The 19,913-nt window shown below is 62.8% G+C and carries 22 protein-coding genes and 2 pseudogenes; 17 read left to right on the plus strand and 7 right to left on the minus strand.

What is annotated here, in order from left to right:
* The first annotated feature begins 27 nt into the window (after window positions 1-27).
* The 8 genes from MQW79_RS18310 to MQW79_RS18345 all read left to right on the plus strand — a co-directional run bounded on the left by MQW79_RS18310 (window position 28) and on the right by MQW79_RS18345 (window position 5,370).
* Window positions 28-1,596: a proton-conducting transporter transmembrane domain-containing protein gene (locus tag MQW79_RS18310; protein WP_476585951.1), complete on the plus strand. Its 1,569-nt coding sequence runs from the start codon at window positions 28-30 to the stop codon at window positions 1,594-1,596.
* Complete coding sequence (locus MQW79_RS18315) at window positions 1,593-2,072, plus strand: Na+/H+ antiporter subunit E (RefSeq protein ID WP_476585953.1); 480 nt, start codon at window positions 1,593-1,595, stop codon at window positions 2,070-2,072. The genes MQW79_RS18310 and MQW79_RS18315 overlap by 4 nt, the downstream gene beginning before the upstream one ends.
* Window positions 2,069-2,377 (plus strand): cation:proton antiporter, encoded by a 309-nt coding sequence (locus tag MQW79_RS18320; RefSeq protein ID WP_476585954.1) that lies wholly within the window; start codon window positions 2,069-2,071, stop codon window positions 2,375-2,377. Before MQW79_RS18315 ends, MQW79_RS18320 begins: the two co-directional genes overlap by 4 nt.
* Complete coding sequence (mnhG, locus tag MQW79_RS18325) at window positions 2,377-2,730, plus strand: monovalent cation/H(+) antiporter subunit G (RefSeq protein WP_476585955.1); 354 nt, start codon at window positions 2,377-2,379, stop codon at window positions 2,728-2,730. The genes MQW79_RS18320 and mnhG overlap by 1 nt, the downstream gene beginning before the upstream one ends.
* A 125-nt stretch (window positions 2,731-2,855) precedes the next feature.
* Window positions 2,856-3,278, plus strand: a complete 423-nt coding sequence (locus MQW79_RS18330) for a Ros/MucR family transcriptional regulator (protein ID WP_476585956.1) — start codon at window positions 2,856-2,858, stop codon at window positions 3,276-3,278.
* 142 nt (window positions 3,279-3,420) lie between these two features.
* Window positions 3,421-3,774 carry a helix-turn-helix domain-containing protein gene (locus MQW79_RS18335; protein WP_476585957.1) on the plus strand — a complete coding sequence of 118 codons (354 nt, stop codon included), beginning with the start codon at window positions 3,421-3,423 and terminating at the stop codon, window positions 3,772-3,774.
* Window positions 3,775-3,776: 2 nt separating this feature from the next.
* A complete protein-coding gene (locus tag MQW79_RS18340) occupies window positions 3,777-4,247 on the plus strand; it encodes a DUF6456 domain-containing protein (protein WP_476585959.1) in 471 nt (156 codons plus the stop codon).
* A gap of 94 nt (window positions 4,248-4,341) precedes the next feature.
* Window positions 4,342-5,370 carry an acyltransferase family protein gene (locus MQW79_RS18345; protein WP_476585961.1) on the plus strand — a complete coding sequence of 343 codons (1,029 nt, stop codon included), beginning with the start codon at window positions 4,342-4,344 and terminating at the stop codon, window positions 5,368-5,370.
* Here the strand turns inward: MQW79_RS18345 and MQW79_RS18350 are convergent.
* Together MQW79_RS18350 and MQW79_RS18355 are read right to left on the minus strand one after the other, a co-directional pair.
* The gene (locus MQW79_RS18350; RefSeq protein ID WP_476585962.1) at window positions 5,367-5,795 is read right to left on the minus strand and encodes a SufE family protein; all 429 of its coding nucleotides are present in this window, start codon (window positions 5,793-5,795) and stop codon (window positions 5,367-5,369) included. The two genes, MQW79_RS18345 and MQW79_RS18350, sit on opposite strands and share 4 nt — an antisense overlap.
* 173 nt (window positions 5,796-5,968) lie before the next feature.
* Window positions 5,969-6,265 (minus strand): hypothetical protein, encoded by a 297-nt coding sequence (locus tag MQW79_RS18355; RefSeq protein ID WP_476585963.1) that lies wholly within the window; start codon window positions 6,263-6,265, stop codon window positions 5,969-5,971.
* A 337-nt stretch (window positions 6,266-6,602) separates the two neighbouring features.
* Between MQW79_RS18355 and MQW79_RS18360 the strand changes: the two genes are divergently transcribed.
* The 3 genes from MQW79_RS18360 to MQW79_RS18370 are packed head-to-tail and all read left to right on the plus strand — an operon-like array spanning window position 6,603 to window position 9,935.
* Window positions 6,603-8,414 (plus strand): PAS domain-containing sensor histidine kinase, encoded by a 1,812-nt coding sequence (locus MQW79_RS18360; protein ID WP_476585964.1) that lies wholly within the window; start codon window positions 6,603-6,605, stop codon window positions 8,412-8,414.
* Window positions 8,411-9,589 (plus strand): peptidoglycan-binding domain-containing protein, encoded by a 1,179-nt coding sequence (locus MQW79_RS18365; RefSeq protein WP_476585965.1) that lies wholly within the window; start codon window positions 8,411-8,413, stop codon window positions 9,587-9,589. Before MQW79_RS18360 ends, MQW79_RS18365 begins: the two co-directional genes overlap by 4 nt.
* A 1-nt stretch (window position 9,590) precedes the next feature.
* Window positions 9,591-9,935, plus strand: a complete 345-nt coding sequence (locus MQW79_RS18370; protein ID WP_476585966.1) for a DUF1491 family protein — start codon at window positions 9,591-9,593, stop codon at window positions 9,933-9,935.
* Window positions 9,936-9,979: 44 nt separating this feature from the next.
* Here the strand turns inward: MQW79_RS18370 and MQW79_RS18375 are convergent, their stop codons facing one another.
* Window positions 9,980-11,122: a DUF2336 domain-containing protein gene (locus MQW79_RS18375; RefSeq protein ID WP_476585967.1), complete on the minus strand. Its 1,143-nt coding sequence runs from the start codon at window positions 11,120-11,122 to the stop codon at window positions 9,980-9,982.
* A gap of 355 nt (window positions 11,123-11,477) precedes the next feature.
* On the opposite strand from MQW79_RS18375, the gene MQW79_RS18380 reads away from it, so the two are divergent.
* From MQW79_RS18380 to MQW79_RS18390, 3 genes and pseudogenes are all read left to right on the plus strand, one after another.
* Window positions 11,478-12,302 (plus strand): hypothetical protein, encoded by an 825-nt coding sequence (locus MQW79_RS18380; RefSeq protein WP_476585968.1) that lies wholly within the window; start codon window positions 11,478-11,480, stop codon window positions 12,300-12,302.
* A 22-nt stretch (window positions 12,303-12,324) separates the two neighbouring features.
* Window positions 12,325-13,686, plus strand: a pseudogene (chrA, locus tag MQW79_RS18385) (chromate efflux transporter).
* An 89-nt stretch (window positions 13,687-13,775) separates the two neighbouring features.
* Window positions 13,776-14,507: a hypothetical protein gene (locus MQW79_RS18390; protein ID WP_476585969.1), complete on the plus strand. Its 732-nt coding sequence runs from the start codon at window positions 13,776-13,778 to the stop codon at window positions 14,505-14,507.
* A gap of 138 nt (window positions 14,508-14,645) precedes the next feature.
* Here the strand turns inward: MQW79_RS18390 and MQW79_RS18395 are convergent, their stop codons facing one another.
* The 3 genes from MQW79_RS18395 to MQW79_RS18405 are packed head-to-tail and all read right to left on the minus strand — an operon-like array spanning window position 14,646 to window position 16,335.
* On the minus strand, window positions 14,646-15,218 hold the full coding sequence (locus MQW79_RS18395; RefSeq protein WP_476585970.1) for an NUDIX hydrolase: 573 nt from the start codon (window positions 15,216-15,218) through the stop codon (window positions 14,646-14,648).
* Window positions 15,215-15,763, minus strand: a complete 549-nt coding sequence (locus MQW79_RS18400; RefSeq protein ID WP_476585971.1) for a DUF1254 domain-containing protein — start codon at window positions 15,761-15,763, stop codon at window positions 15,215-15,217. Before MQW79_RS18400 ends, MQW79_RS18395 begins: the two co-directional genes overlap by 4 nt.
* Window positions 15,760-16,335, minus strand: a complete 576-nt coding sequence (locus tag MQW79_RS18405) for a DUF1214 domain-containing protein (RefSeq protein ID WP_476585972.1) — start codon at window positions 16,333-16,335, stop codon at window positions 15,760-15,762. Before MQW79_RS18405 ends, MQW79_RS18400 begins: the two co-directional genes overlap by 4 nt.
* A 190-nt stretch (window positions 16,336-16,525) precedes the next feature.
* Between MQW79_RS18405 and MQW79_RS18410 the strand changes: the two genes are divergently transcribed.
* The 3 genes and pseudogenes from MQW79_RS18410 to MQW79_RS18420 all read left to right on the plus strand — a co-directional run bounded on the left by MQW79_RS18410 (window position 16,526) and on the right by MQW79_RS18420 (window position 17,687).
* The gene (locus MQW79_RS18410) at window positions 16,526-16,987 is read left to right on the plus strand and encodes a hypothetical protein (RefSeq protein WP_476585973.1); all 462 of its coding nucleotides are present in this window, start codon (window positions 16,526-16,528) and stop codon (window positions 16,985-16,987) included.
* Between the two features lie 170 nt (window positions 16,988-17,157).
* Window positions 17,158-17,360, plus strand: a pseudogene (locus MQW79_RS18415) (type II toxin-antitoxin system RelE/ParE family toxin).
* A 12-nt stretch (window positions 17,361-17,372) separates the two neighbouring features.
* On the plus strand, window positions 17,373-17,687 hold the full coding sequence (locus tag MQW79_RS18420) for a HigA family addiction module antitoxin (protein ID WP_476585974.1): 315 nt from the start codon (window positions 17,373-17,375) through the stop codon (window positions 17,685-17,687).
* A 12-nt stretch (window positions 17,688-17,699) separates the two neighbouring features.
* Here the strand turns inward: MQW79_RS18420 and MQW79_RS18425 are convergent, their stop codons facing one another.
* Window positions 17,700-19,856, minus strand: a complete 2,157-nt coding sequence (locus tag MQW79_RS18425; RefSeq protein WP_476585975.1) for a transglycosylase domain-containing protein — start codon at window positions 19,854-19,856, stop codon at window positions 17,700-17,702.
* Window positions 19,857-19,913: the final 57 nt, after the last annotated feature.

Genomic DNA, 19,913 nt, shown 5'->3' on the forward strand with positions numbered 1-19,913 from the left:
AATCCTGCAACAGATTTGCCACTTGCCATGATCGATACCGTCACGCCGGCGGCTGACTGGGTCATTGTGCTGCCCATCGTGCTGGCCCTGATGGGTGCGGCGAGCCTGCTCATGTTCCGTCGCATCAATGGTGCGCCGGTTATCGGTGCCATCATTGTCGTGCTCGGCATCATTGCCTGCGAAATCGCCCTGCTGCTCGAGGTGATTGCCAATGGCCCTGTCAGCATGACCATGGGCAAGTGGCTACCGCCCTTCGGGATCAGTCTGACCGCCGATATTTTTGGCGCCAGCTTCGCGCTGGCGGCGTCACTCGTCACCCTGGTCATTCTGATCTATGCCGAGATCGACCGCGCCGAAGCCGACGGGCGCGACGCATTTCATTCGATGGTGCTGCTGCTGCTGGCCGGTGTGACGGGCGCTTTCCTGACTGGCGACCTATTCAACCTCTACGTCTGGTTCGAGGTGATGCTGATTGCCTCGTTCGGGCTGATCGTGCAGGGCGGCCGGCCCGTGCAACTCGATGGCGCCATCAAGTATGGTTTTCTCAACTTCCTGGCCACGACCTTGTTCCTGCTGGCGCTCGGCCTGCTCTATGGCCTGCTCGGTACTCTCAACATGTCCGACATCATGCGCGTGGCGCCGCTGGCCAATCCTGCGGCCATGGCCGGGGTAGCGGCCCTGCTGATGCTGGCCTTCGGCATGAAGGCGGCGGCCTTTCCGGTCAATGCCTGGCTGCCAGCGTCCTACCACACGCCGCAGGCAGCGGTTTCAGCGCTCTTTGCAGGTCTGTTGACCAAGGTTGGCGCCTATGCCCTGCTGCGGAGCCTGGTCGCTGTCCTGCCGGCCAGCCGTGACCTGCTGGAGCCCGCTCTGGCCCTCGTCGCCATACTGACGCTGGTTATCGCTCCCTTCGGTGCGATTGCCGAAACCAATCTGCGCCGGGCCATTGGCTTCGTGGTCATTGGTGGCATCGGTTCGGTGCTGGCCGGCCTCGCCATGCCTTCGATAACGGGCATTGCCGGTTCAGGCCTCTATATCTTCCACGCCATCCTGACGATGACGGCGCTTTATATGGTCGCGGGCCTGATCGAGAAGCGCACCGGCTTCACCGATACGCGCATGATGGGCGGCCTCTACGCCGCCAGCGCGCCGATCTCGATCCTGTTCCTGGTGCTGATCCTGGCCGCTGCCGGCGTACCGCCCTTCCTCGGCTTCTGGCCCAAATTGCTGTTGCTCGAAGCAGGCCTCGACCAGGGTGTCACGGGCGCTGCTCCAGGCTGGCTGGGCGCGGCTCTGGTCATCGCTCTGATAGTCAATGCCGTACTGACCCTTATCGCCGGAAGCCGCCTCTGGGCGCATGTGTTCTGGCGGTCCGGGCCGATCGGCGAGGGGAGCGAGCATGCCAGCGCCACGCTCGTCGCGCTCGACAAAAGGGGGCGAGTCGCCTTCGGCGCAACCGCCGTGCTCGTGGCCGGTATCGTGGTTGTCGGTCTTTGGCCGGGGCCGCTGATGGATGGCATCGCCACGGGTGCCGCTGACATTGCGGATCCGGCCCGTTACGTCGCGGCGACCGGACTTGCGGGAGAGAGCCTATGAACCCTGCATTCCTCGTCGTTATCCTGGCGTTGATCTGGGCAAGCATTTCGGGAAATTTCTCAGGCCTCAATCTGCTGTTCGGCGGCCTTATCGGTGGGGCGGCCGTATTTATTCTCCGCGATGCCCTGACCGGGCCGGGAACGGCCCGTCGGGCGCGGCGCGTGCTGTCGCTGACCATCCTGTTTCTCTACGAGCTGATTGTCAGTGCCGTGCGCGTCGCCATCGTGGTCATGCGTCCGGATATGTCAAAGGCCGTTCAGCCCGCCATTGTAGCGGTCCCCATCACGCTCAAGTCCGATGCCGAAGTGACCCTCCTGGCCAATCTGATCACGCTGACGCCCGGCACTCTCAGTGTCGACGTCTCGGCCGACAAAAGCGTGCTCTATGTGCATGCCCTGGCCATGAGCGATCGCGCGGCGATGATTGCCGATATCAACAACGGCTTCGAGAAAAAGGTCAGGGAGGTGTTCGAATGACCCCCGAGCTCTTCATCGACTGGGCGACATTCATCTCCCTGGTTCTGCTTGGACTGGCGCTCCTGGTTTCGCTGGCGCGAATCATCGTTGGCCCGACACTTTCCGACCGCGTGCTGGCGCTTGATCTGCTGACCGTGGTGGCCATGGGCTTTGTTGGCGCCATTGCGGTGCGCACGGGCCTCTGGCTCTACCTCGATATCGCCATCGCCCTTGCCTTGCTGGGCTTCCTCGCGACGGTAGCGCTTGCCCGTTACATTCTGCTGCGTGGTACCGCCGACGAACCAAAGCCTGAGGAGGGTGTCTGATGCTGGCCGGAATCGAACTCTATATCGGCGGGCTGGTGCTGGTCTTCGGCGCAGGCTTCACGCTGCTCGCGGCAATCGGTGTGGTGCGTCTACCAGATCTCTATACGCGCATGCATGCAGCATCGAAGGCAGGTGCTGTCGGCGGTGGACTGATTCTCCTCGCCGTTGCGGTAGTCAGCCAAGATGCCGCAGTCTCGATGAGGGCGATTATTGGTGTGGTTTTCCTGTTGCTCACCACACCTGTTTCTGCACATCTATTGGCGCGGGCGAGTTATCTGTCCGGCTATAAGCCTTGCAGTCAAACTTTAATTGATGAGCTCGCATCAAACAACGAACAAAATCCTACCGTATAGAACGCACTTTGGCCGCATGTTGAGGTATGGTGCTGGGGTTGCGTGGGTTAATAAACAATCTTAATAACACACAACGGTCTCAGCGGCCCCTGTTGCGACCCAATAATAATATGGAAGGTTGAAAAATGAACGACGATACCGGCGCGTTCGTAACTGCTGAATCCGACTTGATCGAACTCAGCACTGAAATTGTCTCTGCCTATGTTAGCCACAACGCTGTTAGCCCGGGCGACCTGCCCAAGCTGATTGCTGAAGTGCATGGCGCCCTGCGTGCCCTGCAGACCAATGAAGCGCCCGCTCCCGTTGAAGAACTCAAGCCGGCGGTGCCGGTGCGGAAGTCGGTGGCGAACGACTACATCATCTGTCTTGAAGACGGAAAGAAGTTCAAGTCGCTCAAGCGTCACCTGCGTACCCACTACAATCTGTCGCCCGAGGAATACCGCGAAAAGTGGGGCCTCCCGGCTGACTACCCGATGGTGGCGCCGAGCTATTCGGCCACTCGCTCCAAGCTCGCCAAGGACAATGGTCTGGGCCGCAAGGTCGACTGATTCCCGGCCCGATGCCGCATTCCAAATGGCCGCCCCACGGGCGGCCATTTTTGTTTCTGAAGCCAGGGCAGACACACTTATCCCCGGTTGCTAGCTATTCGTCGAAGATAGGAATATTATCCTATTCAAGACGGAGCGCGTCATGCATACCGAGCCACATACATCGTTCCACCTGGTCCGTGCCGCTTCTGTCCGCCCTGATCTGGGCGGCGTAGAGGCCGTGGTATCCTTGGTTTCAGGCCACAAGGGAATCCCGATCCCATTGATTTTCAGCCACTCTCGCTGCCGAATCGGTGTGGCGCGGGCGCGGCAACTGGCCATGTATCTCTCGCATGTGATTCTCGGTCAGAGCCTGACTGCGATCGGCGAGGCCTTTGGACGGGATAGGACAACAGTCTCTTACGCATGCGGCCTGATCGAGGATATGCGCGATGATCCGGCGTTTGACGCCGAAGTGTCGGCTCTTGAGCTGGTCCTGCTGGGTGAGGGAGCCTGACCATGACAGGTTCGGCATTGCCTGACGCCATCGGGCGCCTGGCCGGCACCGCACCGGGGCCCTTTCTCGCCCCCCACCACATCGAGGCGGCCCTGCGCCTGGCCCACCTCTTCGAGCGGGCGGCGCTGCGGCAGCGCGTCACCATGAGCTATGACCCGGGCCGGGTTGGACAATCGCGCGGCAACGCACAGGGCGACCTTGCAAGCTCCGCCGCCGATGCCCGGAAACGACTGAGCGGTCTGGCTGCAGACTTGCCCGGTGACTGCTGGGGCGTGCTGACCGATGTCTGCCTCTACGACAAGGGCCTGCAAGACATCGAGACCGAGCGCGCCTGGCCGCGGCGGGCGGCCAAACTGGTGCTCAGAATTGGCCTCGATCAGGTTGCCGCGCGGATGGGGCTCGACGCTCAGGGGAAGGGCGCCGAATCGGGAGCGATGCGCAACTGGCTCGCCGAACGGCTACCCATGAACTGAACGGCCACAGGACGTTAACTGTGTCATCATTGGTAATGATCGGCGGCCGGCCCGCAGTGATATGACAAGTTCAATATCTCCCGCGATGCCGCCCATGTCGTCCAAGATCAACGCCATACAGTCCCTGCGAGCGAGTGCGGCCATTCTGGTCCTTGTCTCGCATGCGCTGCTGTATCCACTGGCCGAGCAGTCGCTGGCCTATGGCCGGCTGGGTTGGCTGGGCGTGATCCTGTTCTTCGTCGTCTCGGGCTTCATCATGGTGGCGGTGACAGGCGAGGGGCCGTTCGAAGCACGTAGCTTCATCTGGCGCCGTGTACTGCGTGTGGTGCCGCTCTATTGGGCCTTTACGCTGATGGCCGCGCTCCTGGCGCTGGCTCTGCCACAGATATTCAAGACCACGGTGTTCAACGGCGAGCAGTTATTGCTCTCGCTGGCGTGCATTCCCTTCTACAATGAAGCCAGCCACGGGCTGCATCCGCTCTACAAGCTCGGCTGGACGCTCAACTACGAGATGTTTTTCTATCTCAGCTTTGCGCTTCTTGCCGTGCTTCGGGCGCGCCAGCGCGTGATGGTGCTGACTCTGGCTTATGCGAGCCTGAGCCTGCTTGGACTGCTGCTGCATCCCGAAGGCGCTATCCCTGCTTTTTACACCAGTTACATGCCGCTGGCCTTTGTGGCCGGAGCCTGGCTTGGCCTTGCCCATATCGAGGGACGGCTGGTCCGGCCTCCCAGGGGACTGGTTGCGACACTGAGCGCGGTTGCGCTGGCCGGGCTTGCGGAAGGGTTCTGGCTTGATCGTGGAATTGTCGAAGACGCCAGCGCGTTTCTCGGTTTCCTGGTTTTCGCCTGTGCCTCGGTTGCGCTTTTCGTGGCGCTTGAAGATCGCCTGCCGCGTTTTCCGCTGCTCGAGCGGCTCGGGGATGCGTCCTACTCGATCTATCTCGTGCACATTTTCGCCGTCGCGGCTGTTGGCGGCGTGCTGCTGCGCCTGGTCGACCCCCGCAATGAAGTGATCATTGCCGGGGCGGTCGTCCTGGCGATCGCCGGAGGGCTTGTGCTTGGCTGGATGCTCTATTCGCTGGTTGAAAAGCCGCTGATGTCGCGGTTGCGGCGCTTCGCCTAGTTCAGCGCGGCCCGCGCCTCATTGCGGATGCGATTGACCATGGCCACCAGGCCATTGGAACGCTGCATGCCCAGGTGGTCGCTCAACCCCAGTTTCCGAAACCACTCGATGGCATCGGTATCAGCGATTTCGGCTGCAGGGCGACCCGAATACAGCGCGATGAGCACGGCCACCAGCCCCTTGGTGATGATGGCGTCGGATTGTCCGCGGAACGACAGGACGGGTGCGTCGCCCGACTGGTCGGCGCTCGACACGAGCCAGACATTGGAAACACAGCCTCTGACCTTGTTCTCGTCGGTCTTGTCGGCGTCGGCCATCGGCGGCAGCGCCTGGCCGAGCTCGATAAGGTAGTTGAGCCGATCTTCCCAATCGTCGAGGAAGGAGAGGTTTTCGGCAATGTCCTGGAACGGCTGAGGCTGGGTCATGCGCCCTATCTAGGGGATAGGCGCGGCCATTGCCAGTACCAGCCCCAGGCAAAAGAAGGCCGCAGATGCGGGGCAGCGCATCTGCGGCAGGAGCCAGGGGGTTATGGAGTAGCGTCGCTTGGGGAAGTGACACACCCCTGGAGTAAACTCACGGGCGCCAGGGCAGGCGCCGTTCAACCCGCGCGGTCCGGCCGAGGTCTGGGCAGCGGGACGCTTGCCGGCTGGACATGCATGGGCGTGCCGGCTTGCGGGATGGGCTGGAGGGCAGCGGCGACAAGGGCCTTGCCGCCTATGCACTGGATTTCGGTGCAGTCGATGGACTGGATCTGCTCGGCGACGAACTGGCTGCCACGGGCCATCGCTTCACGCGACAGGTTGGCGGCAGAATCACTCATGTCGGCGCCAATGCCGGGCCTGATGACCAGGAAGGCGAGGGTGAGCCAGAACACGGAACGCAGCAGAAACATCATTATCGGGTCCATTGCGGCGGGGTTTTCCCGTCCGATTTCATGACCCTAAAACGCCCGGATTAAGCGGCGCTGCGGCAAATCGATAAAATTTGAAACAAATGCGGGCGGCTGCAGCAAGGTCTGCAACGCCTTGTTTACGCTAACTCCCGAAACCCGCCTTTTGCCCCTGCCAAGGGCCGCGAATGGTGCGGGACTTAAGGTCGTTTTAGCGGTTGCTGGCGGAGTCTCGGGTCATCAAAAGACCCGGTTCCATCCGGGCGGGCGGCCCTCTTTGGGGCTCGTCTTCCAGGCCGTGTCGGCCGGAAAACTGCAGGCGTCGTGGGTGAGTTTATTGTTGATGCGTAGCTTCGAGGTTTTCGGAACCAGCAAGGCCACCGATGCCAGTCCCATGGGGGTTGGCAATCGTCCGGAACTGCTGCGCCGCAAGGCCATCGCCAACAATGCCCGCATCCTGGTTGCTGCGGCCATCCTGTGCATGGTCCCTGCCGTCTTTGTGCTGGTGAGCGGAACGTCGCTGCCCTTCCTACTTGCGGCGCTGGTGCTTGCGGGTGGCCTTGTGAGCCTGACCATGCATCGCAACGGTCAGGTTGAAAACGCAGTGTCGGCCCAGGTCGCCACCCTTATGGCCTGCGGCCTCGTGCTGACCCTCGCGGACCCTCGAATCGGCGACGCCGGTCTGGCCGTTGGTGCCATGGGACCAGTACTGGCCGCGCTGGTCGGTCGCTCAGTGATGCGGCGCCTGAGCTGGTTGGCACTCGCTATGATCGGTCTTGTCGGTCTCGTCTCCGCCTTGCTAGGCCTGCCCGCGACCCCCGTCGCGTCGACCTACATGCTTTCATCCGCCGCGGCCGGATTTGTCATTGCCTTCGCGGTTGTGGCGCACAGCGCCCATCGCATCAACACGGCCTATGAGGTCCACGACAAGGCCCAGATCAATGCCTACCGGCACCTGATCGAGCATATCCAGGATGCCGTACTGCGCTTTGCGCCCGATGGTTCGGTGCTGCTCGCCTCGCGCTCCTCGGAAGTGCTGTTCGGCTGCCCACGCTACCAGATTGCCGGTGGCAAGCTGGCCGAGCGACTGCATATCATGGACCGTCCGGCATTTCTGACCGCCTTTGCCCACGCCGCGGAAGACGGTCGCAGCCGCACCATCGAACTGCGTGTGCGCCAGGACGATCCGCGTGCCCGAACCAATGTGCCGCGTTTCGTCTGGGTGGAAATGCAGCTCTCGCCGATTCTTGAAGATGGTGAGCGCGGCCCTCGCCACGAGGTCATTGCGCTGGTTCGCGATATCAGCGCCCGCAAGGATGCCGAAGCGGCCATGGCCGAAGCGCGCCGTGTCGCCGAGGATGCCTCGCTGGCCAAGTCGCGCTTCCTCGCGACCATTGGCCATGAGCTGCGCACACCGCTCAACGCGGTGGTCGGTTTTTCGGAAATGATGACCAGCGGAATCGGCGGCGAGCTGTCGTCGACGCACAAGGAATATGCCGGCCTCATCCAGCAGAGCGGCAAGCACCTACTTGAAGTGGTCAGCATGCTGCTCGACATGTCGCGCATCGAGGCGGGCAAGTTCGAGATCCAGGCCGAAGCCCTTGATCCAGCGGACATTGTGCCCGCGTGCCACGCCATGGTCGAATCCCTGGCGCAGGAACGGAACATCCGCCTGGTCTCCGAGATCGAAGCCGACTTGCCGCTGGTGATCGCCGATGAGCGCGTTTGCCGCCAGATCATGATCAACCTGCTCTCCAACGCCATCAAGTTCAGTCATGAAGGCGGCCTCGTAACCACGACCGTCAAGCGCCAGGGTCAGTCGATCAACTTCTCGGTGCGAGATCGCGGTATCGGCATGGCGCCGGCGGCGATGGCCCGCATTGGCGAACCCTTCTTCCAGGTGCAGGATGGCCTGAGCCGGAAATACGAGGGCACCGGCCTGGGCCTGTCCATCGTCAAGGGTCTCGTGGAACTGCATGGCGGCACATTGCGGGCCATGTCGGAGATCGGGTCGGGGACAACCATAACAGTTTTGCTGCCCATAAACGGTCCGGCAACCAAACCCGGCGAAACTGCCGACATTCTAACCCTTCATCGTGAGCCCGCTACCGCAGCCTCGACTTCATGGCAAAACGAAAAAAGAAAAGCGCAATGACGGCTTCAACTCTCTCGCAGCTACCGCTGATGGCGGGCGGCGCCCTGTTTGCCACGCTGAGCCGTGCGGGCCTCTGGACGCTTTCCCGCTACATGCGCGCGCCCCTGGCATCGACCGGCCTTTTGGCGATGGTGACCATGACCGCGCTGGCGGGAAGCAATGCTCTGTTCTTCCAAACGGCGGAGCATCCCTCGCCGTTCTTTGCCCCGGCGCGATCCGAGATCGCTCCCCTGCCGACGCCGGTCGTGGATCGACCGGAAAACCAGACCGGCAGCGTCGAGACCTTGCCTGTCGTGGCGCCTGCGCCCGCCGCTAGCACCGAGACAACAGGCAGCGTTGCGCCAGCACCGGTCGTCGTCCCCGATGCGCCGGTGGGCAATGCGCAGATGTTCGCGGTGCAGAAAAAGCTGTTCGAGCTGCAACTCTTCACCGGCAAAGTGGATGGCTATTACGGCCCCAAGACCGCCGAGGCGATCCGCGCTTTCGAGCTGCGCAATGGCATGACGCCGACTGGGGCCAATGATCCGGCCGTGTTTGAAGTGATTCTGGGTGCCGATTCCGCTGGCCGGGCAGCAGCCCCGGTTGCGCCCCAGGCAGCCACCCCGGCACAGGTGCAGCCGGTTCAGCAGGCGGCCGTGGTTACGCCGCAGCCGGTCGTTGCGCCGGCCCCCGTCGCGCAGCAACAGGCCACCGCGCAATTGCCGACCCTGTCGCCGGCCGAGCAGGTATTCGACGATGTCGCGCAATCGGCGGCCAGCACTATCGATTCCATCATCTCCGCGGTGGATGGCTCCCGCGGGTCGGCTCCGGTCAGCAATAACCCGCCGACGCCAGCAGCCTCGCTGCCAAGCCTGACGGCCCAGGTTCAATCCCAGCCGATGCCGCAACCTGTGCAGGCTGCCGCTGCGCAGCCACAGGTCGTGCAGGTTGCCAGCACGGGGCCGGTGTCGGTCACCCCCGCCGCCGTGCCGCCAGCCACGGATGCGGCGCTCGTCACCCAGATCCAGAGTGGCCTTGCCAGCCTTGGTTTCTTCCGCGGCCCGATCGACGGCAGGCCCGGCCCGGAGACCGCCCGCGCGATCCGTGAATTCGAAAATTTCCACCGCTACAAGATGACCGGTCAAGTTCAGCCTGATCTGGTCGAGCTCCTGCTCAAGGCAGGCGCGACGATCTAGAGTGGCTAGCCTCCGCAGCGACCTTTGGTGCATGGCCTTTGTGCGACGGCACAATGACATGGGCGACATGTGTGTGGTTGTGCGGCGCGGCGATCCCATCGCCGGACAGGTCTTTATCGAGGTGGACCACCTCGATGGTACGCGGTCTCTTTATACGCCCGCGCCGGTGGTGAGCCGGGGCGATGAGGCGGGGCCGGTGTTTCAACGACGATTCGCTCGCGTCGAACCGGCCAAGGTGCGCGAACGCATCGATCAGGAAATCGACTTTGACCCCGATCTCTGGGTGTTGAGCATCGACATCAGAGGCGACGAGATCGATCTCGATCTGGTGCGCGAGCAGAAGTAATCCCCGGGGCACGCCTCGGGGATTAGGTTTTGAGACAATAGGGATCAGCCGGCGCGGCGAACGCCTATCTTGGCCAGCGCCTCGATGGCCTGTTCCACGACCGGGTTATGGGCCGGGCTCATGGCCGCTGTGCGCCTGCTGGTCTGGGTGAACGGCTGGTGCTGCGGCTTCGACAGTTCGAGCAGGTTCACTTCACCACGCCAGGCGCTCATCAGATATGCCATTGATTCAGACGACACGGCGCCAAACAGGGTGGCGAAATCGGCCAGCGCCCGCGAGCGTTCGCTGTCATGACTGGTTGCGTGAATGAGAACCTTGAGCCCGTCATAGGCTGTGGCGCCGAAGGCGCGCAGGATGACGAAGAGCGACGCGCCTGTCACGTCATGGGCAATCTGGCCGCAGCGCACTTCGTCCAGCCCGGTGATCTGGGCGAGGAGACGCGTGACTTCCGGACGGCGGTTCTCCGAAAAGAGCTTCATCAGCGCCTTGGTCAGCTCGCCACTGGCCACCGAGAGCTGCTCGATGGTGCGAGAGATCGGCGCGGTTGGAGTGGTGCGGTTGGCAAAGGATTGGATGACCTTGACGCGATGAGCGTCGGAGAGGTCGAAGAAGGCGGGAGCCAGCAGAGCAGCGTCGAAGTCATCGCGCCGACCCAGGGCTTCGGCAACGAGGTGATCCATCTGGGCGGAACGGGCTAGGGCGCTGAGATAGGCGCCACGCGGCGTGATGCTGACATTGGCGGCAAGGGCGCGATAGACCTTGCGCGAATTCATCTGGAAGAGCTTGGCAAGGACCACATTGGACAGGTCGGCGCGAGTAGCCAGGGTGGCGCAGGCAAGCACATCGTAACGAGCGATGATGTCGAGCATGGTCTGGTCGGACAGTTCCGCGGCGCCTTCGAGGAAGGGGATCAGGTCCTCGCCGATGTTTTCCACCACGAGTCGCTCGAGGGCGGGGGAGAGCACCTCGGCGCGGCCCAGAATGGCGGCACCCTTGGCTCGCGCCTGCGGACCCGCCGTGGGAAAGAGCCGGGCAGCCAGAGCTTCAAACTGTTCCATTTCGGGAACTGTCGGCTTGCCGCGCCGCGCATAGGCGTCGCAAGCGGCGATCAGCAGGGTGTTGGTGCGATCCACACCACCCGTCTCGATCAGAAGCTGAAAGGTCTCGTAGGGCTGAAATCCAAGCATTTCCGGCGGAACCATCGACTCACAATGCATCGAATTTGATGCGTTATGAACTCTTGCCGCCAATTCGTTAGCAGACTGTTAACCTTGACGATCTCTTAATGGCTATCAGCGCGAGGGGCGTCGCGCCGGGACGACAGACTACTCAACTCGCTGCCCCCACTAGGGACGGGGGAGCGGCGCATCATGGAGGCTAGCTTGGGTAAGCTACTAAAGTTCGACGGGCGGAAGCGATCTGCCAAAACGGGGCCACAAGGGTCCGGCGACGCTCAGATCCTGATTTTCACCGGGGTGCGCTATGAACGCGGAACGCCGCCGCCACCAACCAAACACAGCGACGCAAGGCGCAAACGCAAGCGTGGGTAACATTTCCGGGCCGATGGTCCGAACCGGTGTCGTCATTTTCGTGGCCGCAATGGTCGTCGGCTGCGTCGCGCGGCCGGTGGGTGATTTCGGTCGCGCCCAGCCCAGCGTACTGCATGACACGGTCATGCCCGCCATCGGCGAGGTCGCGGCCAGCAGCCGTGGCGAGCCGGTGAGCAATCTCAACCAGACTGACCAGGAACGCGAGATGCATGATCGCACCTGGCGGTTCCTGATCGCGGCCCATAGCCGCGACTGGATGTTCGATTCGTCGGTGGAACTGCAGCGCACCAGGATCGGGCCAGCGCGCGACTTCAAATTCAGCATCTACCGCTATTACACCTGGCTGCGGACGACGCAGTATCAATCGTCGCCGACCCGCTACAACACGGTCGGGCGTCATATCCTGGCGGATCTCGACACCGTGCCCACCACATTCCGGTCGATCTGCGCGGTCGAGGAGGTTGACCGGCAGCGCGCCATTGCGCTGGCTGAGCTTGGTGGCATCGAGCAGAGTGTTGCCGCCAATGTCGCGGCGCGGCGGGTGGAGAACCAGTGGCATATCGACTGGTTCGTGCGGGCCCTCAATTATCGCTATGACAGCTATGCCTATGCGCTCGACCATTTGCTGGTGGAAACACCGCATGAGCAATCCATGGCCGTGGACGAGCACCTGCGCAGCCTTCGCCCCTGGGTCGATCGCGCCAACCGCCGCGACTTCTGTCCAGTGGCCGGCGGAGGTGGGAAGCACGGTGGTGTCACCATCCCGTCACGCTTCCAGACCATGGTCCGTGATGACGAGGTTGTGGTAAGCAAGTAGAGCCTCCATTCTCAAGGTTCCAATGCTGATCGAAGCAACCCCGCCGCATCCCCGTTTTGCCGAGGCGCTGCGCGTCTGGGCCAAGATCGGGTTTCTCTCCTTTGGCGGGCCAGCCGGCCAGATCGCCCTGATGCACAAGGAACTGGTCGAAGACCGGCGCTGGATTTCCGAAGCGCGGTTCCTGCACGCGCTCAATTACTGCATGCTGCTGCCCGGCCCCGAGGCCCAGCAATTGGCGACCTATATCGGCTGGCTGCTGCATGGCTGGCGCGGCGGGGTGACCGCAGGCGTGCTTTTCGTTTTGCCCGGCTTTTTCGTGATCCTGGCGCTGGCGACCGGTTACGCGCTCTATCAGGAGCTGAGCTGGGTCGAAGCCATTTTTTACGGTCTCAAGGCTGCAGTCCTCGCCATCGTGGTCGAGGCGTTGATACGGGTGGCGCGACGCGCGCTAAAGAATGGCCTGTCATATGGACTGGCCGCCGCCGCCTTCGTGGCACTATTCGCTTTTGCCGTGCCCTTTCCGTTGGTGGTGCTGGGGGCAGGGCTGATCGGCTATATCGTGGCGCGCCAGCGGCCTGACCTGTTCGCGGGCGGTGGGCACAAGGCCCCGTCGGGAGCTGCCCCGCAAGACGCCGCCGTGATCGACCAGAACGTGTCCGAAGTCGATCCAAGTTGGCGTCGGGCCCTGATGGTGACGGGTGTCTGGGGCGCTCTTTGGGCCGCCCCCCTCGTGCCCATCGTACTGATCTGGGGCTGGGACAATGTCTTCGTTTCCATCATGGCCTTTTTCTCGCAGATGGCGGTGGTAACGTTCGGGCGCATACGCCGTTCTAGCCTATGTAGCGACCGAGGCCGTCGGCACGTTCGGTTGGCTCGGGCCGGGCGAAATGCTCGACGGACTGGCCCTGGCCGAAACGACGCGCCGGGTCCGCTGGTACTGGTGCTGAGCTTTGTCGGCTACCTTGCCGGCTTCCGTGATCCGTTGGGATTGTCACCGGTCTGGGGCGGAGTACTGGGAGCGACGCTTGCCACCTGGGTGACGTTCGTGCCCTGCTTCCTGTGGATTTTCCTGGGTGCGCCCTATATCGAGCGGCTGCGTTCCAATGTAGCACTGGCAGGAGCCTTGGCGGCCATTACCGCTGCCGTGGTCGGCGTGATCTTCAACCTGGCGCTGTGGTTTGCGCTGCATACGCTGTTCGGCGCAGTGAACCAGTTCACGCTCGGCCCGATCAGCCTGCCGCTGCCGGTCTGGACAAGCCTCGACTTGCTGGCGGTGGGGCTGACAGCACTGGCGGCGCTGACGCTGTTCGTGATGCACTGGGGTGTGCTCTGGACCCTGGCCATCTGCGCCGCGGCAGGCCTCCTCCTGCAGGCGCTGCTCTAGCCGAAGGCTTTCAGGCCGGACCGCCTCTGGAAATTGGCCGGTGGAGTTTCCATGTCGATCAGGCAGCATGGGGCTGCGGGGGACTTTTCGTGGACATCGTATTGGGCGCGACCCTGCATGACCCGGTGGGACGAACGGCCGAAGCCATCCAACGGATGGCGCCTCGACTGAAGGCGGTCTTTCCTGCCCTGACGCTTAATGTTTCCGACGCAACGCGGCCCGAAGTCTTTGACGCTGTAGCGGACTTGGGTGCAAGGACGATGGTTCACCCCGCCAGTGAATCCAATATCGGCCGGTTCCGGCGCGATGCGGTGACCATGGCCGCCGACGGACGGCATGTGCTCTACGCTGATTTTGACCACTTGTTGCGCTGGGTAGAGTTTGGCCTGGACGACTTGCAGCGCGTGCTGGCGGCGGAGCCAGACGCGGACCTCCTAGTGATTGGTCGCTCGGATCAGGCCTTTGCCGCCGAGCCAAGACGGCTGCGCGAAACCGAGGACCTGGTCAATCACACCCACGCCCTTCTCACAGGCGACCACTGGGACCTGATGTTCGCCATCCGGCGCCTGTCCCCGGCGGCCGTCGATCTCATCGCCCGCAACAGCCGGGTCGATAGCCTCGCCAACGATGTCGAATGGCCCCTGCTGGCGCGGCAGGCGGGAATGCGGCTGGGCTATGCGCAATCGGATGTGCTGTTCTATCGGACCATCGAGGGTTTTGGCGCTGCGGAGGACAAAGGCGACCGCGAGCCGCTGCAGTGGATCAGGCGGCTTGAGTTCGCCGCCCAGCATGCCAGCGTGATGCGGCGGTTTCTGGGGTAGGTCCCTGCTGGGCTTGTCGTCCCAAATACCACTGTCCCGCCCTCGGGCGTGAAAGCCATTCTCCACGCCCGCGCTTCTTGTGAATGGTCCTCGGGCCAGGCCCGAGGACGGAACTGTGAGTGGGATTGTGTCGGCGACTCAACCTGGCGCCGCAACACCCTTCAGCCGCTCCAGCACCTTCGGGGCAAACTCACCGAGCCGCGAAACGTCATGCCAACGGGCGGCGTGGACCTCGTCGAGCTGGGCGACCAGCGGCAGGGCCGGGTCGGCGATGAAGAGGTACTGCAGGTCGTGGTGGATATGCGGCGGCTCGTTGCGTGAGGGCTTGCCGGGGACGTCGTGGCTGTCGATGACAAAGGGCAGGTCACTACCACTATGCCAGGGATGGAGGGCCAGACCCTGGATACCGGTTTCCTCCTCGGCCTCACGGCGGGCCGAGAGGTGGAAGGCATCGACGGGCTCATAGTGCCCACCGGGCTGCAACCAGCGCCCAATGGTGGCGTGATCGATCAGCAGCGTCTGCCGATGGTCCGGCGAGAGAATGACGGCGCTCGTCGTCAGGTGGCCCGGAAAGGTCGTGCGCCGGTCAAGCCGGTGCCCCTGATCCATCTGCCAGCGCAGCAGCGAGAGGAACTCGCGTGGGGACGCGACCGCTGCCAGATAACGCCGCACCACGGCTGACAGGGCGGAGTCAAAGGTTTCTGGCGTCACGGGGACCGTGGCCCGCAACTGATGGCGGCCAGTTCCCGTTCGAAACGGGGTCGCATGGCCTCATGGGGTGGCGACAGGCGGACAAGCACGAAGAGATCGTCGGTGGTCGATTCCACCACGAGGAGACCTTCGGCAATGTCGATCTGCTGCTGCGCCAGGAGCCGGGTCTGCGCCGCATTGAAGATGCCAAGATCCACAGTCTGGCCAATGCCGTCGCGATTGGTGGTCGAGTAGGTGACGATGCCAGACGGATTGAACAGCGCCACCGACCAGAATGCATCGGGCAGGACGCCGCTGAGATAGGCGGGTCCCTGGGAGAGGTCCAGCTGGCAGATGCCGTAGCTCAGTTCGGGATCGAGCTGAAGCGGATTTGGCTCGCCGGCCTCGATGCGCGGCAGCACCAGCATGCGGTTCTGGGCATCGAGCGCCGAGACGCGCGACCAGGTCGTTTCTTCGGCGAGCAGCGGCAGTGTGAGAATGGTGATGATATGGATGATGCCGCCCAGCATCAGCCCGCCAATGAACCAGAGCAGGGTGCGGATCACGTGCAATCCTCCATTGTGATAGAGGGCATGGTGATGTCCGAGGAGGAAAAACTCGTCAGGGCGGTGGTGTCATAGAGCGTCAGGGCCAGGCTGAACGGACCGGTACCGGCAAGCTCCAGCCAGGTGTCGGGCTTGAGGCGGGTACCGACATGGATGAGCAGGGCGCCATCCGAGGCGCGCACGACTTCGCTCGAGCGCAACACGGTCTCGGTATCCGGCGCGGCGAGATTGACCCAATCGTCATCGATCGCAACCAGGGTCCAGAAGGTCGAAACCGGCACATGGCCTTCGAGCCGATACGAGCAGGAGAGATCCAGCACATTGCCGGCGCTGTCGGTGGTGGCCACGAAGCGAAGGCCTTCGCTGCGTCCCAGTTGCAGGGCCGCCTCGCGGGTGATGTGGCCACGCGTATAAGGATTGGGATTCGGTGCCCCGATGTCTGGCCAGGCGGTCCATGGGCCGAGGGTTACGGCGCCGAAAAGGCGCCCATCTGTCAGCGCGTAATAGCTGAGGCCAAACCCTACGGCGAGGGCGACGGCAATGCTCATCAGCAGGCGGAGGACGAAGCGCACGGATCAGCGTCTCGACATTTGCGACATGGATTGCTGGACCGGCTGATTTGTCATCCCCATGGCTATAGCAATGGCGGAAGGTCGGCGGAAGCGCAATGTCTCTGCCAATCCCCATTATGCGAGACGGAACAGGTCCTTGCATCCCGCAGTTGCGGTCGCCAGAAAGAATGGTGTCATGATGGAGCCAGCCATGTTGAACCGCGCTACCGCCGCTGCACTTTGCCTTGCCCTGACCATCGGGCCCGCGGCTGCCCAGACTGTTTCGCGGCTCGACCTGTCGGAATGGGTGGGGCAGTGGGCGGCCGGCGACGAGCACACCCTCAGCGTCACAATGCCTGAGAAGAAGGGCCTGCAGATCGAGGGCTTTGCCAGTTATGGGGCCGATGATCCCGAAAAAGTGGCGATTGGGGCGGTCAATGTAGGTGAGTTTTCGGTGCGGGTGCCCAGCCGCTGGATTCGCGCCGACAATGTCATCGAGATCATGATCGGGCCTGATGGCGAGGCGGAGCCGGCCGAGAAGGCGGGCGAACATGACTGTGTGCTCGGCCTGCGGCTGGACTGGAACATCAACTGGATCGACGTGACCGACAACGGCAAGTGCGGCGGGCTCAACGTGAGCTTTACGGGCCAGTATGAGTGGGTGGTGGAGTAATAGGAGCGTGGCCGTTGTATCGTGTCATGACACGCGGTTCTTGATCTCATTTGTGTATCGTGTCATGATACAAGTGTGACAGGGGCGGCGACATGGTCAGGTCGTTTACGGGCAAAGTGCTTCAGGCGATTGCCGACGGGTCTTGTCCGAAGGGATTTCCCACGGCCCTCATGCCGGTTGCACGTCGCAAGTTGTTCATGCTGGTGAACGCGGCGGAGTTGAAGGATTTGCTGGTTCCGCCGGGCAATCGACTAGAGGCCTTGAAGGTGACCGGATCGGACAGTACTCCGTGCGCATCAATGACCAGTGGCGCCTCTGCTTCCGCTGGGAGGCGGGACAGGCAAGGGACATTGAGATTACGGATTACCACTAGGAGGGACTATCGATGACTGCGTTGACGTTCGGCGAGGCAATCCATCCGGGTGAAATCCTCCGGGAGGAATTCCTGGTGCCACTCAACCTGTCTGCCGGGGCCTTGGCCAAGCGCCTTTCGGTGCCGCGCACGCGTATTGAGCGCATCGTCAAGGAAGAGACGCCTGTATCCCCCGACACGGCGCTCCGGTTGTCCCGTGCCCTCGGCACGACGGCGCAGTTCTGGCTAAATATGCAGGCCGCCTATGACCTTGCGGAAGCTGAAGCCAATGCTGGCGATGACCTTGGTGCCATAGCCCTGCTGGATCGGCTCAAGCAGGCGAGCTGACGAAGCTTTGCCTTAGAGCCCTGTCGTCCCAGCCGCCGGGACCTGCGCAGTTTCGCGCGGGAGATTGCGGTCGATGGTGGCTTCGAGCCGGTCGGCGAGGTCGAGCAGCTTGCGGGCCGCGGCCGGCTTCAGGCTGGGCGGGCGCTCGATGATCTCTTCGATATTGTCCGGGTCCGCATCGGCGATGATCTGCTCGGGCATCTCGAAGTCGATGCCGAAGACCGGCTTCACCTCGATATTGGTATGGGCATAGGCCATGAATTTCTGCCACGCGATGGTGGGCAGGGTGCCGCCCGTCAGGTCGTTGGTCGTGCGGTAGTCGTCATTGCCGAACCACACGGCGGCGACGAAATTGCCGGTGAAGCCGCAGAACCAGGCGTCGCGATAGGACGTGGTCGTACCCGTCTTGCCCAGGGTGGGCACGCCCTCGATGCGCGCACGCGTGCCGGTGCCGCTCTGGGTCACGGCATACATCATCTGGTTCATGTAGGCGACGGTCTGCTCGGACAGCACCCGCTCACGCGGTGCGTCCGGCTCCAGTTCCCAGACGAGCTGGTCGTTGAGTGTCGTCATCCGGGTGATCCCATAGGCCTGGGTCTTGTAGCCGTGATTGGCAAAGACCGCGTAGGACGAGGTCATGTCGATGACCGACACGGACGCCACGCCCAGGGCGAGCGAGCGGGTGACCGGATATTCCTGCCGCAGGCCCATGCGATGGCTGAGCTCGGCGATGGAATCGCGCCCGGTCTTGATCGAAAGCGTCACCGGAATAGTGTTGATCGACGCAGCGAAGGCGCTGATCAGCGTGGTCTGGCCGCGATAGGAGCGGCCATAATTCTGCGGGCACCAGTCGCCGATGCAGACCGGGTGATCGGAAACCGTATCCGTTGGCGTCAGTCCAAGCTGCTCGAAGGCCTCGGCATAGACGAAGGGCTTGAACGACGAGCCCGGTTGGCGATTGGAGACAATGGCGCGATTGAACTGGCTCTTGGCATAGTCCGTGCCCCCGACCATGGCCCGGATGGCGCCCTGGGTGTCGGTGACGACCATGGCGCCCTGTTCGACGCGGTACCGTTCACCCTGTTCGCGGATCACCGAGGTAATGGCGTCCTCGGCATAGGTCTGGAGGGTGGTGTCGATCGTGGTACGGACGATGAAATTGTTGCCCGGAGCGTTTTCCCGCTCGATCATGGCCTTGGCTTCCTCGAAAGCCCAGTCGAGGAAGTAGTTGGGGGAATTGATGTCCTGGGAACGGTCGATGGCCGCGGCCGGATGGCGGCGAGCGGCAGTCACCTGGCCTTCGGTGAGGAAGCCGGACGCCACGAGATTGGTCAGCACCAGATTGGCGCGGCCGCGGGCGGCCGCGAGGTCCACATGCGGGGCATAATTGCCCGGCGCCTTGAACATGCCGGCCAGCATGGCGGCTTCAGCCAGGTTGATGTCCTGCACGCGCTTGCCGAAATAGAATTCCGACGCGGCGGTCACCCCATAATTGCCGCCGCCCATATAGGCGCGGTCAAAGTAGAGCTTCAGGATCTGGTCCTTGGAGTAGTTCCATTCGAGCCAGACCGAGAGGAAGGCCTCGACGATCTTGCGCTCGATGGTGCGCTCGGAGGAGAGGAAGAGGTTTTTCGCCAGCTGCTGGGTGATGGACGATCCGCCCTGGGTGCCGCGCTCGCCCTGGGCATTGCTGGCGAGAGCGCGCAGCGTTCCGACCACGTCGATGCCGAAATGCTCGTAGAAGCGCCGGTCCTCGGTGGCGAGGGTCGCCTTGATGAGGAAGTCCGGCATCTGGTCAAGCGCCACCGAGTCGTCGGAGCGGATGCCGCGCCGGCCGATCTCGGTGCCGAACCGGTCGAGGAAGACCACCGAATAGTCCTCGGCCTTGTTGAAGGCGCCGCGATCGATGATGTCGAAGGCGGGCAGGGCCAGCGCCGTCATCAGCACGCAGCCGATGGCGCCGAAGGTGAAGGCGTCGGAGAGGATCTCGACGAAGAAGCGCTTGATGCCGGTGACATGGAAGCGGGACATGAAATCCTGGTAGCGCGTATAGGCGCGCCCGAGGGCCTGCCAGAACTCGTACATCGAGGAATCGAGCCAGGCGTCAGCCGCCAGCATGCCGCCCTTGGGCCGCTGCTTTTTTTCCTTGGTGTAGAATGGATCCTGCACGGTAACCCCGATGCCCTTATGTCGCCAGAGTTGTCCGCAACTGCGGATCAAGGCAAC

Source organism: Devosia sp. Micro-HW1, from assembly GCF_056341075.1.

Bases quoted from the DNA above. Each gene is read 5' to 3' on its own strand.
- MQW79_RS18330 (WP_476585956.1), top strand. From the start codon at position 2,856: ATGAACGACGATACCGGCGCGTTCGTAACTGCTGAATCCGACTTGATC.
- MQW79_RS18335 (WP_476585957.1), top strand. From the start codon at position 3,421: ATGCATACCGAGCCACATACATCGTTCCACCTGGTCCGTGCCGCTTCT.
- MQW79_RS18360 (WP_476585964.1), top strand. From the start codon at position 6,603: ATGCGTAGCTTCGAGGTTTTCGGAACCAGCAAGGCCACCGATGCCAGT.
- MQW79_RS18345 (WP_476585961.1), top strand. From the start codon at position 4,342: ATGTCGTCCAAGATCAACGCCATACAGTCCCTGCGAGCGAGTGCGGCC.
- MQW79_RS18355 (WP_476585963.1), bottom strand. From the start codon at position 6,265: ATGATGTTTCTGCTGCGTTCCGTGTTCTGGCTCACCCTCGCCTTCCTG.
- MQW79_RS18310 (WP_476585951.1), top strand. From the start codon at position 28: ATGATCGATACCGTCACGCCGGCGGCTGACTGGGTCATTGTGCTGCCC.
- MQW79_RS18350 (WP_476585962.1), bottom strand. From the start codon at position 5,795: ATGACCCAGCCTCAGCCGTTCCAGGACATTGCCGAAAACCTCTCCTTC.
- MQW79_RS18420 (WP_476585974.1), top strand. From the start codon at position 17,373: ATGACTGCGTTGACGTTCGGCGAGGCAATCCATCCGGGTGAAATCCTC.
- MQW79_RS18410 (WP_476585973.1), top strand. From the start codon at position 16,526: ATGTTGAACCGCGCTACCGCCGCTGCACTTTGCCTTGCCCTGACCATC.
- MQW79_RS18340 (WP_476585959.1), top strand. From the start codon at position 3,777: ATGACAGGTTCGGCATTGCCTGACGCCATCGGGCGCCTGGCCGGCACC.
- MQW79_RS18320 (WP_476585954.1), top strand. From the start codon at position 2,069: ATGACCCCCGAGCTCTTCATCGACTGGGCGACATTCATCTCCCTGGTT.
- MQW79_RS18375 (WP_476585967.1), bottom strand. From the start codon at position 11,122: ATGCTTGGATTTCAGCCCTACGAGACCTTTCAGCTTCTGATCGAGACG.
- MQW79_RS18315 (WP_476585953.1), top strand. From the start codon at position 1,593: ATGAACCCTGCATTCCTCGTCGTTATCCTGGCGTTGATCTGGGCAAGC.
- mnhG (WP_476585955.1), top strand. From the start codon at position 2,377: ATGCTGGCCGGAATCGAACTCTATATCGGCGGGCTGGTGCTGGTCTTC.
- MQW79_RS18365 (WP_476585965.1), top strand. From the start codon at position 8,411: ATGACGGCTTCAACTCTCTCGCAGCTACCGCTGATGGCGGGCGGCGCC.